This window comes from Xanthomonas sp. BRIP62411, assembly GCF_003993525.1.
Lineage (GTDB): Bacteria > Pseudomonadota > Gammaproteobacteria > Xanthomonadales > Xanthomonadaceae > Xanthomonas > Xanthomonas euroxanthea.
The window spans coordinates 64,164-77,514 of record NZ_QEZI01000012.1 but is presented as its reverse complement, the minus strand read 5'-3'; the positions used below and the strand labels follow the sequence as shown (position 1 = coordinate 77,514).

The 13,351-nt window shown below is 67.8% G+C and carries 10 protein-coding genes; all 10 read left to right on the top strand.

Annotated elements, in window-relative coordinates:
• Nucleotides 1-29 precede the first annotated feature (29 nt).
• Entirely contained in the window at nt 30-1,898 is a 1,869-nt protein-coding gene (locus tag EO139_RS10760; protein WP_104584549.1) for a penicillin-binding protein 2, read from the top strand.
• Between the two features lie 8 nt (nt 1,899-1,906).
• Nucleotides 1,907-3,382, top strand: coding sequence for a UDP-N-acetylmuramoyl-L-alanyl-D-glutamate--2,6-diaminopimelate ligase (locus tag EO139_RS10755; protein WP_206515140.1), 1,476 nt, complete (start codon nt 1,907-1,909; stop codon nt 3,380-3,382).
• Nucleotides 3,379-4,872 carry a UDP-N-acetylmuramoyl-tripeptide--D-alanyl-D-alanine ligase gene (gene murF / locus EO139_RS10750; protein WP_126970548.1) on the top strand — a complete coding sequence of 498 codons (1,494 nt, stop codon included), beginning with the start codon at nt 3,379-3,381 and terminating at the stop codon, nt 4,870-4,872. The genes EO139_RS10755 and murF overlap by 4 nt, the downstream gene beginning before the upstream one ends.
• Nucleotides 4,862-5,947 (top strand): phospho-N-acetylmuramoyl-pentapeptide-transferase, encoded by a 1,086-nt coding sequence (mraY, locus tag EO139_RS10745; protein WP_104538520.1) that lies wholly within the window; start codon nt 4,862-4,864, stop codon nt 5,945-5,947. The genes murF and mraY overlap by 11 nt, the downstream gene beginning before the upstream one ends.
• The gene (gene ftsW, locus EO139_RS10740) at nt 5,947-7,320 is read left to right on the top strand and encodes a putative lipid II flippase FtsW (protein WP_119129623.1); all 1,374 of its coding nucleotides are present in this window, start codon (nt 5,947-5,949) and stop codon (nt 7,318-7,320) included. The genes mraY and ftsW overlap by 1 nt, the downstream gene beginning before the upstream one ends.
• The gene (gene murG, locus EO139_RS10735) at nt 7,317-8,597 is read left to right on the top strand and encodes an undecaprenyldiphospho-muramoylpentapeptide beta-N-acetylglucosaminyltransferase (protein WP_126970546.1); all 1,281 of its coding nucleotides are present in this window, start codon (nt 7,317-7,319) and stop codon (nt 8,595-8,597) included. The genes ftsW and murG overlap by 4 nt, the downstream gene beginning before the upstream one ends.
• Nucleotides 8,594-10,027, top strand: coding sequence for a UDP-N-acetylmuramate--L-alanine ligase (murC, locus tag EO139_RS10730; protein WP_104584564.1), 1,434 nt, complete (start codon nt 8,594-8,596; stop codon nt 10,025-10,027). Before murG ends, murC begins: the two co-directional genes overlap by 4 nt.
• Nucleotides 10,024-10,980 (top strand): D-alanine--D-alanine ligase, encoded by a 957-nt coding sequence (locus EO139_RS10725; RefSeq protein WP_126970544.1) that lies wholly within the window; start codon nt 10,024-10,026, stop codon nt 10,978-10,980. Before murC ends, EO139_RS10725 begins: the two co-directional genes overlap by 4 nt.
• Before the next feature lie 106 nt (nt 10,981-11,086).
• Nucleotides 11,087-11,923, top strand: coding sequence for a cell division protein FtsQ/DivIB (locus tag EO139_RS10720; protein ID WP_115676112.1), 837 nt, complete (start codon nt 11,087-11,089; stop codon nt 11,921-11,923).
• Nucleotides 11,920-13,155, top strand: coding sequence for a cell division protein FtsA (gene ftsA, locus EO139_RS10715; protein ID WP_003485272.1), 1,236 nt, complete (start codon nt 11,920-11,922; stop codon nt 13,153-13,155). Before EO139_RS10720 ends, ftsA begins: the two co-directional genes overlap by 4 nt.
• Nucleotides 13,156-13,351: the final 196 nt, after the last annotated feature.

The following is a 13,351-nucleotide window of genomic DNA, read 5'->3' as shown; positions in this document are numbered from 1 at the left end:
GCACTGGGTGGCGCACACGGAGGTGCGCCATGAAAGCCGGCCGCAACCGCGCGCGCAGCAACTTCAACCTGCGTGGCCGCCTGACGCTGGTCGGCATCGCGCTGGGCCTGTGCTCGGTGACGCTGATCGGCCGGGCGGCGTTCGTGCAGCTGGTCAACCGTGACTTCTACCAGCGCCAGGGCGAAGCGCGCTACCTGCGCGAGCTGCCGATCGCCACCTCGCGCGGCATGATCACCGACCGCAACGGCGAGCCGCTGGCGGTGTCCACGCCGGTGGAATCGATCTGGGTCAATCCGCAGGAGCTGTTGCGCAATCCGGACCGCATTCCCGAGCTGGCCAAGGCGCTCGGCCAGCCGCTGGACGAATTGAACGCCAAGCTGGCGCAGAAGGCCGGCAAGGAATTCATGTACCTGCAGCGCCGGATCAACCCGGACAAGGCGCATGCGATTGTCGATCTGAAGATTCCCGGCGTGTTCTCGCAGCGCGAGTTCCGGCGCTTCTATCCGCAAGGCGAGGCGATGGCCCACGTGCTGGGCTTCACCAATATCGACGACCGCGGCCAGGAAGGCCTGGAGCTGGCCTTCGACGAATGGCTGCGCGGCAAGCCGGGCTCCAAGAAGGTGGTGCGCGATGCGCGCGGCGCGATCGTGGAGAGCGTGGATCTGGTGCGTCCGGCGCAGCCGGGCAAGGACCTGACGCTGAGCATCGATCGCCGCATCCAGTTCCTGGCCTACAAGGAGCTGCGTAACGCGCTGGTCGAAAACAATGCTGCCGGCGGCTCGATGGTGGTGATGGATGTGGCCACCGGCGAAGTGCTGGCGATGGTCAACCTGCCGACCTACAACCCCAACGCGGTCACCGGCATCAACCCCTCGGCGCGCCGCAACCGTGCGGTCACAGATCTGGTCGAGCCGGGCTCGACGATGAAGCCGCTGACCGTGGCCACCGCGCTGACTGCCGGCGTGGTGACCAAGGACACCGTCATCGACACCAACCCCGGCTACATGTCGGTGGGGCGCTTCACCATCCGCGACGTGCCGCGCAACAACGGCGTGCTCAACGTCACCGGCGTGATCACGCGCAGCTCCAACATCGGCGCGGCCAAGATCGCGGCCAAGGTGCCGGACCAGACCTTCTATCAGTCGATCCGCAACTTCGGTTACGGCGCTGCGCCGCATAGCGGGTTTCCCGGCGAATCGGCCGGTGTGGTGCTGCAGCCGGCACGCTGGAGCGGCCCGTCCAAGACCACGATGTCGTACGGCTACGGCCTGTCGGTAACGCCGCTGCAGATCGCGCAGGCGTACGCCACGCTGGGCAATGGCGGCAAGCTGACCCCGCCGACCTTCGTGCGCGGCCAGCACAACGAAACCCGCCAGGTGGTCACCCCCGAAGTGGCGCGCCAGGTCATCGACATGATGGAAACCGTGGTCACCCAGGGTGGCGCCAAGGGCGCGGCGATCCTGGGCTACCACGTGGCCGGCAAGACCGGTACCGCGCGCAAGAACGGCGCCAACGGATACGAGCGCGGGCATTACAACGCGCTGTTCGCCGGCCTGGTGCCGGCCACGCGTCCGCGCTTTGCCACCGTCATCGTGATCAACGATCCGCAGGGCAAGGTGTATTACGGCGGCCTGGTGTCGGCACCGGTGTTCCATCGGGTGATGGAAGGCGCGCTGCGGCTGATGGACGTGCCGCCGGACGACATCCAGTCGTGGCTGGCCGCGCAGGCTGCCGGCAAGACCGGGCAGCCGGTGGTCAAGCCGCAGCCGGCCGACCTGGACCCGGCATTGGTGCCGGATCCGGTGGACGAAGTGTCCGCCGGCATCCCGACCGCGATCGCACCGCCGGCCGCGCCCACCACCGCCCAGCCCGCGCCGTTGCAGGAGAGCCGCCAGTGAGCCGCGCCATGCCGCTGTCGCAGCTGTTGCCGGACGTGCGGCTTGCGCACGACGTGCAGGTGTCGGGCCTGGTGATGGACAGCCGTGTGGTGCGTGCAGGCGATGCCTTCGTGGCGATCGCCGGTTTCGGCGCGCACGGCCTGGGCTTTGTCGACCAGGCGCGCGCCAATGGCGCGGTGGCGGTGTTGTTCGAGCCGCCGGCGCCGGCCGATCTGCCGGTACCGGTCGATGCGATCGCCGTGCCCGGTCTGCGTGCGCGCCTGGGCGCTATGGCCGATCAGTTCCACGGCCAGCCCTCGCGAGCGATGCGCATGGTCGGCGTCACCGGCACCAACGGCAAGACCTCGACGGTGCAATTGCTGGCACAGGCCCTGACACTGCTCGGCACGCCCGCCGGCACGCTCGGTACCCTGGGCGTGGGCCTGTACGGCAGCGCCGTGCCGACCGGGTTCACCACACCGCTGGTGCTGCAGACGCATGCCTTGCTGGCGCAACTGCGCGACGAGGGCGCGCAGGCCGTGGCGATGGAAGTCAGCTCGCATGCGCTGGACCAGGGCCGCGTGGATGCGGTGCATTTTGACGTGGCGGTGTTCACCAATCTCACCCGCGACCATCTCGATTACCACGGCGACATGGCGCAGTACGGCGCGGCCAAGGCCAGGCTGTTCGCGCGCGCCGGATTGAAGGCCGCCGTGGTCAACCTGGACGATGACTTCGGCCGCACGCTGCTGGCCTCGCTCGACCCCGCGCTGCGCGCGATCGGCGTGAGTTCGCGCGCGCAGGCCCAGGCAAGCGTGCGTGCACAGGCGCTGCAGCTGGATCACAACGGGATCAATTTCGCGCTGCATATCGACGGTCACGTGCATCCGGTGCACTCGCCGCTGCTGGGCCGTTTCAACGTGGACAACCTGCTGGCCGTGGCCGGCGCGTTGTCTGCGCTGGACATCGCGCCGGCACGGATCGCCGAGGTGCTCGGTCGGCTGCAGCCGATCCACGGGCGCATGAACCGCCTCGGTGGCGCGCATGGCGCACCGCTGGTGGTGATCGACTACGCACACACGCCCGACGCGCTGCAACAGGCACTGGCCAGCCTGCGCGCGCATGCGCAGGACCGGTTGATCTGCGTGTTCGGTTGCGGTGGCGAGCGCGACACCGGCAAGCGCCCGCAGATGGCGGCCATTGCCGAGGTCAACGCCGACGTGGCGATCGTCACCGACGACAACCCGCGGGGCGAAGATGGCGATGTGATCGTGGCCGACATCCTGCGCGGCTTCGCGCGTCCGGATGCGGCGATCGTGCAGCGCGACCGCGCCGCGGCGATCCATCAGGCCATCAGCATGGCCGGTGCCTCCGACATCGTGCTGATCGCCGGCAAGGGCCACGAGCCATATCAGGAGGTCGCCGGTGTGCGGCATGCCTTCGACGACGCCATCGTGGCGGCGCAGGCCTTGTTGCCGCGGACCGGGCTGGGAGTGCGCGCATGAAGCTCACTCCATTGTCGTTGATCGCCCACTGGGCCGGTGGCGAGCTGCATGGCGAGGACGCCATGATCGACACCGTCGGCAACGACACCCGCACGCTGGCCAACGGCAGCCTGTATGTGGCGCTGCGCGGCGAGCGTTTCGACGGGCACGACTTTGCCGCAGACGCGGTGGCACATGGCGCCAGCGGACTGCTGGTCGATCGGCTGCTGCCGGCGCTGAGCGTGCCGCAGGTGCTGGTGGGCAATACCGAACTGGCGTTGGCGCGTATCGCCGCCGGCATGCAGCGCGACCGCGCCACGCGGGTGATCGCCTTGACCGGCTCCAACGGCAAGACCAGCGTCAAGGCCCTGCTGCTGGCCATCCTGAGCGAGGCCGGGCGTGTCGACGGCACCACCGTGTACGCCACGCCGGGCAACCGCAACAACGAAATCGGCCTGCCGCTGGCGGTGATCGCCGCCCCGGACGATGCGGATCTGGCGATCTACGAAATGGGCGCCGGCAAGCCGGGCGATATCGCCTATCTCACCGAGATCGCGCAGCCGCACGTGGCCCTGGTCAACAACATCGCACCCGCGCATCTGGAACGCCTGGGCAGCCTGCTCGGCGTCGCCCGCACCAAGGGCGCCATCTATGCCGCATTGCCGGCCGATGGCGTGGCGGTGATCAATGCCGACGATGCCTTCGGTGCCTGGTTCGAGCAGCAACTGCAGGCGCAGCCGGTGCAGGGCCGCCGCGTGTTGCGCTACGGCCTGCAGGCCAGTGCCGAGATCACCGCGCATGGCCTGCGGCTGCAGGCGGGCGGGGCGCAGTTCACGCTGGTGACCCCGCAAGGCCAGGCGCAGATCGCGCTGCCGTTGCCGGGCCGCCACAACGTGCTCAACGCGCTGGCTGCGGCCGGCCTGGCGTTGGGTGCGGGCATCGCCCTGCCGATCATCGCCGCCGGTCTGGCGCAGGCACGCCCGGTGGCCGGTCGTCAGATCACCCACACCCTGCCCGGCTGCGCGGTGTTGATCGACGACAGCTACAACGCCAATCCCGGTTCGCTGGACGCGGCCATCGACACGCTGGCCGCGGCATCTGGCCAGGGCTGGCTGGTACTCGGCGACATGCGTGAACTCGGCCCGGAAGGCGCAGCCTTGCATGCGGCCGCCGGACGTCGCGCGCGCGCGGCCAAGCTGCAGCGCCTGTACGCGCTGGGCGAGCTCAGTGCCGCCGCCGCGCAGGCGTTCGGCGAGGGCGGCCGCGTGTTCGCCACCCATGCCGCATTGATCGCGGCCTTGCAGGCGGATCTGGCGCAGCTCGCCGTTTCGCCGACTCAAACGCAGGAATCTTCTTCGATGTACGAACACACCGGTGCGGCGGCGCAGACTGCCGCCACCACGGCGCACACCCCGCCCACGCTGCTGGTGAAAGGCTCCCGTGGCAGCGCCATGGACCGCATCGTCGCCGCGCTGCTGGCCCCGGCGGAGGACGCATCCCATGCTGCTTGAGCTGGCGCGTTGGCTGCAGCAACTGGAGAGCCTGTTCGGGCTGTTCAACTATCTGACCTTCCGCGGCATCCTGGCGGCGTTGACGGCGCTGTTCCTGTCGTTGTGGATGGGCCCGGCGGTGATCCGCAAGCTGGCCCAGTTCAAGGGTGGCCAGCCGATCCGCCAGGATGGCCCGCAGACGCATTTCTCCAAGGCCGGCACCCCGACCATGGGCGGCTCGCTGATTCTGCTGACGGTGACCTTGTCGGTGCTGCTGTGGGGCGACCTGCGCAACCGCTACGTGTGGCTGGTGCTGGCGGTGATGATCTGTTTCGGCGCGATCGGCTGGTACGACGACTGGATCAAGATCGTGCGCCGCGATCCCAACGGCCTGAAGTCGCGCTGGAAGTACCTGCTGCAGTCGATCTTCGGCCTGGCAGCGGGGCTGTTCCTGTACTACACCGCCGACGTGCCGGCCGCGATCACCTTCTACATTCCGATGTTCAAGTCGATCGCGCTGCCGCTAGCCGGCGTGAGCTTTGTGGTGATCGCCTATTTCTGGATCGTCGGCTTCTCCAATGCGGTGAACCTCACCGACGGCCTGGACGGCCTGGCGATCATGCCGACCGTGCTGGTGGCCTGCGCGCTGGGCGTGTTCGCCTATGCCTCGGGCAATGTGGTGTTTGCCGAATACCTGAAAATCCCGCTGATTCCGGGGGCTGGCGAGCTGATCATCATCTGCTCGGCGATCGCCGGTGCAGGCCTGGGCTTTCTGTGGTTCAACACCTATCCGGCCATGGTGTTCATGGGCGACATCGGCGCGCTGTCGCTGGGCGCGGTGCTCGGCACCATCGCGGTGATCGTGCGCCAGGAACTGGTGCTGGTGATCATGGGCGGCGTGTTCGTGATCGAGACGCTGTCGGTGATGATCCAGGTCGCCAGCTTCAAGCTGACCGGCAAGCGCGTGTTCCGCATGGCGCCGATCCATCATCACTTCGAACTCAAGGGCTGGCCGGAGCCGCGCGTGATCGTGCGCTTCTGGATCATTTCGGTGGTGCTGGTACTGATCGGCCTTGCCACGTTGAAGGTGCGCTGATGAACGACATGTCCCGCCAGGCCACGCGACTGGACGCCATCGGCGGCCGCTACGACCCGTGGCTGCTCGGGGCCGCGGCCACGCTCGCCTCGCTGGGCGTGGTGATGGTGGCGTCCAGCTCGATCGAGCTGTCCGACAACCCGTTCTATTACCTGACCCGCCACCTGCTGTTCCTGGGCATTGGCGTGGGCCTGGCGTTCTGGGCGATGCGTACCGAGCTCAAGACCATCGAGCAGTACAACCAGGTGCTGCTGCTGGCCTGCTTCGGCCTGCTGATGGTGGTGTTCGTGCCCGGCCTGGGCAGCAGCGTCAACGGCGCCAAACGCTGGATCAACCTGGGCGTGTCGAAGTTCCAGACCGTCGAAGCGGTCAAGGTGCTCTACATCGTGTGGCTGTCCAGCTATCTGGTGCGCTTTCGCGACGAGGTCAACGCGACCTGGCCGGCGATGCTCAAGCCGCTGGGCGTGGCGATCGCCCTGGTTGGCCTGCTGCTGATGCAGCCGGACTTCGGCTCGTCCACGCTGCTGCTGGCGATCACCGCCGGCATGCTGGTGCTGGGCGGGGTGAACCTGCCGCGCATGTCGATGCCGATCGTGTTCGGCCTGCCGGTGTTCGCCTTCATCGCGATCCTGGAGCCGTACCGGCTGCGCCGCATCACCTCGTTCCTGGACCCGTGGGCCGACCAGCTCGGCTCCGGCTACCAGCTGTCCAACGCCTTGATGGCGGTGGGCCGCGGCCAGTGGACCGGCGTGGGCCTGGGCGCCTCGGTGCAGAAGCTCAACTACCTGCCCGAAGCGCATACCGACTTCATTTTCTCGGTCATTGCCGAAGAACTCGGCTTTGTCGGCGTGTGCGGGGTGATCGCGCTGTACGCGCTGCTGGTCGGCCGCGCGTTCTGGCTGGGCATGCGCTGCGTGGAAATGAAGCGTCACTTCTCCGGCTACATCGCCTTCGGCATCGGCTTGTGGATCAGCCTGCAGAGCTTCGTCTCGGTGGGCGTGAACCTGGGCATCCTGCCGACCAAGGGCCTGACCCTGCCGCTGATTTCCTCCGGCGGTTCGTCGGTGCTGATGACCTGCGTGGCGATGGGCCTGCTGCTGCGCGTGTCCTACGAGATGGATCGTGCCGAGCGCCTGCGCAGCAAATTGTCGCCGCAGGGCGCGGGCGCGCCGTCGGCCGAGCCGGCCGAACCGGTGGTCGAATCGGTCGCGCCAGCCTATGCGCCGGCGCACAAGCCGCAGCGTGACCCGGTTGCCGCCGCACCCGCAGCCGCACCGGTCGCTGCCGCATCGGTGGCACCGGCGTCGGCCATCCTGCGCGGCACCAGCCGCATGCAGCCGCGTGTGGAACCGACCTTCGGGAGGATTGCATGAGTGCCCATGCGAATCCCGCGCAAACGCCCGCACATCCATGTGCGGGGAGTCGACCAGTGATGGTTCTGGCTGGCGGCACCGGCGGGCACATCTTCCCGGGTCTGGCCGTGGCCAAGGTGCTGCGCGCGCGTGGCGTGCCGGTGACCTGGCTGGGCGCCGATGGCGCGATGGAAACCCGGCTGGTGCCGCAGCACGCCATTCCACTGGACACGCTGGCCATCAGCGGCCTGCGCGGCAAGGGGCTGGTGAAATTGCTCGGTGCACCGGTGCGGGTGATGCGCGCGGTGCGCGCCGCCGGTTTCGTGCTGCGCAAGCGCCAGCCGCGTGCGGTGATCAGTTTCGGCGGCTTCGCGGCCGGCCCGGGTGGCCTGGCGGCGCGGCTGCTCGGCGTGCCGTTGCTGGTGCACGAACAGAACCGCGCGCCCGGCATGACCAACAAGGTGTTGTCGCGGTTTGCGCGCCGCGTGCTGACCGGTTTCCCGGGCAGCTTCACTGGCGAAGAAGCGGTGGGCAATCCGGTGCGCGCGGAAATCGCAGCGCTTCCGGCGCCGGCCACGCGCCTGGTCGGCCGTGGCGGTGCCGTGCGTGTGCTGGTGCTCGGTGGCAGCCAGGGCGCGCGCGCATTGAATCAGGCCGTGCCGGCCGCCCTGGCCGCGCTCGGCCACCCGGATGTGGACGTGCGCCACCAGTGCGGTGAAAAGCTGCGCGCCGAAGCCGAGGCGGCGTACGCGCAGGCGGGCGTCAACGCCAGCGTCGAACCGTTCATCGCCGACATGGCCGCCGCTTACGCCTGGGCCGACCTGGTCGTGTGCCGCGCCGGTGCATCGACGCTGGCCGAACTGTGCGCCGCCGGTATCGGCAGCGTGCTGGTGCCCTTTGCCGCCGCGGTGGACGACCACCAGACCCGCAATGCCGAATACCTGGTCGGTGCCGACGCCGCCGTGCTGCTCAAGCAGGACGACACCCTGGCCGTGCGCCTGCAGCAGGTCTTGCAGACCCTGCTCGCCGACCCCGCACGCCGCCTGTCGATGGCACAGGCCGCCCGCACCCTGGCCAAACTGGATGCAGCCGAACGCATCGCCGACATCATTCTGCAGGAAGCCGGGAGTGGGGATTCGGGAATGGGGAATGGGCAAAGCTCAGAACAATTGCAGGAACACAGATTGATGCACGCAGACAAGCGCACCGACCAAGTATCCGTCGCTGCAGGCGCTCCGCTCCACACGATTCCCGATTCCCGATTCCCGATTCGCACCTCCACAGGAGGTGCCGCGTGATCCGCCGTCTGCAGGACAGTGGCGATCTGGTGCGTGCATTCCCGCGCGTGCATTTCGTCGGTATCGGCGGCACCGGCATGAGCGGCATTGCCGAGGTGATGCTGACGCTGGGCTATGAAGTCTCCGGTTCGGACAACTCCGATAACGTGGCGACGCGGCGGCTGGCCAAGCTGGGCGCGCGGGTGATGCGCGGGCATTCGGCGGCCAACGTGCTCGGTACCGATTGCGTGGTGGTGTCCAGTGCGATCCGCGAAGACAACCCCGAGCTGATGGAAGCGCGCAGCCAGCGCATTCCGATCATGCCGCGTGCGGCGATGCTGGCCGAGCTGATGCGGTTCCGTCGCGGCATCGCGGTGGCCGGCACGCATGGCAAGACCACCACCACCAGCCTGGCGGCGGCCGTGCTGAGCGAAGGCGGGCTGGATCCGACCTTCGTCATCGGCGGGCAGTTGCTGGCCGCCGGTGCCAACGCCAAGCTCGGCGGTGGCCAATGGCTGGTGGCCGAGGCCGACGAGAGCGATGGCAGCTTCCTGCGCCTGAATCCGTTGATGGCGGTGATCACCAACATCGATGCCGATCACCTGGAAAACTACGGCAACGATTTCGCGCGCATCCAGGCCGCATTCGCCGAGTTCCTGCAGCGCCTGCCGTTCTACGGGCTGGCGTTGCTGTGCATCGACGACCCGGAAGTGGCCGCGCTGGCCGGCAAGACGCCGCGCCACGTGATGAGCTACGGCATGAGCGAGAACGCCGACGTGCGCGCCGAAGACGTGGTGCAGGACGGCCCGCGCATGCGCTTCACGCTGCGCCTGCCCGAAGGCACCACCACGCCGGTGACGCTGGCATTGCCGGGCCGTCACAACGTGCTCAACGCACTGGCCGCTGCCGCGATCGGCTGGCAGCTGGGCGTGGCACCGGAGACCATTGCGCGTGCGCTGGAAAACTTCGCCGGCATCGGCCGCCGCTTCAACGACCTGGGCGAAGTCACCACCAGCACCGGTGCGCGCGTGCGTGTGGTCGACGACTACGGCCACCATCCGCGCGAGCTGGAAGCGGTGTTCGCCGCCGCCCGCGGTGGCTGGCCGGACAAGCGCCTGGTGGTGGCGTTCCAGCCACATCGCTACAGCCGTACCCGCGATCAGTTCGACGCCTTTGCCGCGGTGCTGAGCACCGTCGATGCGCTGGTATTGAGCGAGGTCTATCCGGCCGGTGAAGCGCCGATTCCGGGTGCCGATGCGCGCGCGCTGGCGCGTGCGATCCGTGCGCGCGGCCGCAGCGAACCGGTGGTGGTCGGGCAGATTTCCGGCCTGGCCGAAGTGCTGCCGGACGTGCTGCAGGACGGCGATCTGCTGCTGATGATGGGCGCCGGCGATATCGGTTATGTCGCACAGCACATCATCAACAACGGCTTCACCGGAGCGACTGCATGAGCGCGGTGATTCCCAACGCACGCATCAGCGATCCGGCCGCGTTCGGCCGCGTCGCCGTGTTGCTCGGCGGTACCTCGTCCGAGCGCGAGGTGTCGTTGAATTCCGGCGGCAACGTGCTCGAGGCATTGCGTGCGCGCGGCGTCGATGCGCAGCCGGTCGACGGCATTCCGGCCCTGGCGCAGGCCCTGGTCGAGCAGCGTTTCGATCGCGTCTTCAACGTGCTGCACGGCCATAACGGCGGCGGCGAAGACGGCATCGTGCAAGGCCTGATGGAAGCCTTCAAGGTGCCCTACACCGGCTCCAATGTGCTGGGCTCGGCGTTGAGCATGGACAAGATCCGTACCAAGCAGGTGTGGCTGTCGCTGGGCCTGCCCACGCCGCGCTATGCGCGCCTGGCTGCCGGTGCCCGTGCCGATGACATCCATGCCGCCGCACGGCAGATCGGCCTGCCGGTCATCGTCAAGCCGGCCAACGAAGGCTCCAGCGTCGGCGTCAGCCGCGTGTTCGACCAGTCCCAGCTCGAAGAGGCGGTGGTGCTGGCGGCGCGCTACGACGGCGCGCTGCTGATGGAGCAGCTGATCGAAGGCGACGAACTCACCGTGGCCGTGCTCGGCGAGGTCGCGTTGCCGTCGATCCGCATCGTGCCCAAGGGCCAGTGGTACGACTACGACGCCAAATACGTGGCCGACGACACCCAGTACCTGTGCCCGGGCCTGGACGGCGATGCCGAGACACAGATTCGCCAGCTCGCGCTCGATGCCTTCCGCGCCGCCGGCGCGCGCGGCTGGGGCCGCGTGGACGTGATGCGCGACCGCGCCAGCGGCCAGTTGTATCTGCTGGAAGTCAACACGGCCCCGGGCATGACCAGTCACTCGCTGGTGCCCAAGGCCGCGCGCCAGCTCGGCATCGATTTCGAAGAACTGGTCTGGCGCGTGCTGGAGCAGACGCTGTGAGGCCGGGAATGGGGAATCGGGAATCGAGAATCGTGAACAGCGGCTGCGCTGTTGCCGTTGCGATTCCCTATTCCCGATTCCCCATTCCCGCGCGCGGAGCGCGCGCATGAACGCCACCCTGCGCATCCTGGCGTGGTTGCTCGCGGTGGCGCTGGTCGCGTTGCCGGTGGTGGCCGTGCTCAATGGCTGGGTCGGTGCCGAGCGCTGGCCGTTGGCGCGGCTGCGGGTGTCGGGCGATTTCAAGCGGGTGCCGGCCGAGCAGTTGCGTGCGGTGGTCTTGCCGTATGCGCGCGCGGGCTTTTTCGCGGTGAAGTTGCAGAACGCGCAGGACGCCATCGCGCGCCTGCCGTGGGTGGAAAGTGCGCAGGTGCGCAAGCGCTGGCCGGACGTGCTGGAAGTGCACGTCACCGAGCACAAGCCGTTCGCGCGCTGGGGCACCGACCGCATGTTGTCCGAGCAGGGCCGGTTGTTCCGCACCCCGCCGTTGTTGAAGGACTTCAAGCTGCCGCAGCTCGGCGGCCCGGACAGCAAGACCCAGGACGTGGTGGCGCTCTACAACGAGTCGCGCGCGCTGTTCGCGCCGACCGGGCTGGATGTGGAACGTCTGGAAATGGACGCACGCGGCAGCTGGTCGCTGGGCCTGAGCAACGGCGTGCAGATCGTGATCGGCCGCGACGACGCCCGCGCCCGCCTGCAACGCTTCGCCCGCGTGCTGCCGCAACTGGCCGACCCGCAACGCCCGATCGCCCGCGCCGACCTGCGCTATACCAACGGCTTCACGGTGGAACGGCGAATGGAGAATGGGGAGTCGGGAATGGGCAAAAAGCCAAAGCCAGTGTCGCCCGCTGCGCCGCACACGCTTGTCCTGAACTCTCCCCGCATCCGTGCACCGCTGTTGACCATTCCCCATTCGCTATTCCCTATTCCCGGCTTTAAGACATGAACCGCAAAGGCGACAAATCCCTCATCGTTGGACTGGACATCGGCACCTCCAAGGTCGTCGCGCTGGTCGGCGAGTACTCGCCCGGCAATCCGATCGAAGTGATCGGCATCGGTTCGCATGAATCGCGCGGTCTCAAGCGCGGCGTGGTGGTGGACATCGAATCCACCGTGCAGTCGATCCAGCGCGCGGTCGAAGAGGCCGAGCTGATGGCCGGCTGCGAGATCCGTTCGGTGTATGCGTCGATTTCCGGCAACCACGTGCAGTGCAAGAACTCGCCCGGCATCGTGCCGATCCGCGACGGCGAAGTGACCTGGAGCGATCTGGAGCGCGTGCTGGATGCGGCCAAGGCCGTGGCCATTCCCGCCGACCAGCGCATCCTGCATGCGATCCCGCGCGAATACGTGCTGGACGATTCGCAGGAAGGCATCCGCAATCCGGTCGGCATGACCGGCGTGCGCCTGGAGGTGCACGCGCATCTGGTGGTGTGCGCACAGTCGGCCGCGGCCAACATCACCAAGTGCGTGCAGAAGTGCGGCCTGCAGGTGGACGACCTGGTGCTGTCGTCGCTGGCTTCCAGCGTGGCGGTATTGACCGCCGACGAGCGCGAACTGGGCGTGGTGCTGGTGGATATCGGCGCCGGCACCACCGACCTGGCGGTCTACGTGCAGGGCGCGATCTGCCATACCGCCTCGCTGCCGATCGCCGGCGACCACGTCACCAACGACATCGCGCACATGTTGCGCACGCCGACCCCGGAAGCCGAGCAGATCAAGGTGCGCTACGCCTGCGCGCTGGCGCAGCTGGCTACCGCCGAGGAAAGCATCCAGGTGCCGTCGGTGGGTGATCGCCCGCCGCGCCGCATGCCGCGGCATGCGCTGGCGCAGGCGGTGCAGGGCCGTTACGAGGAAATCTTCGAGATGGTGCAGGCCGAATTGCGCCGCTCCGGTTTCGAGGAAATGGTGCGCGCCGGCATGGTGCTCACCGGTGGCGCGTCGAAGATGGAAGGCGTGGTCGAACTGGCCGAAGAAATGTTGCAGATGCCGGTGCGCGTGGGCATTCCCCAGCACGTCACCGGCCTGGGCGAAGTCGTCGGTAACCCGGTGCACGCCTCCGGCGTGGGCCTGTTGCTGATGGGCAGCCAGATCGAACACCCGCGCCGCCCGTCGATCCCGACCGGACGGGCCGGCAGTTTGTTCAAGAAATTGAAGAATTGGTATCGCGGGGAATTCTGAAGAATCGGGAATCGGGATTCGAGAATTGGTTGAAGCAAAGGCAAAGCGGTTGCGGCAGATTTGAGTGGAGAGCGGTGAGAGCGGGCAGGGCGTAAATACTTTTGTGGTTCCGCTGAGAAAGTGAAGTTGGTGTGGAGATCGCTCGCAGTTGCGATTCCCCATTCCCAACTCCCCATTCCCGGCATTCAAACAACAA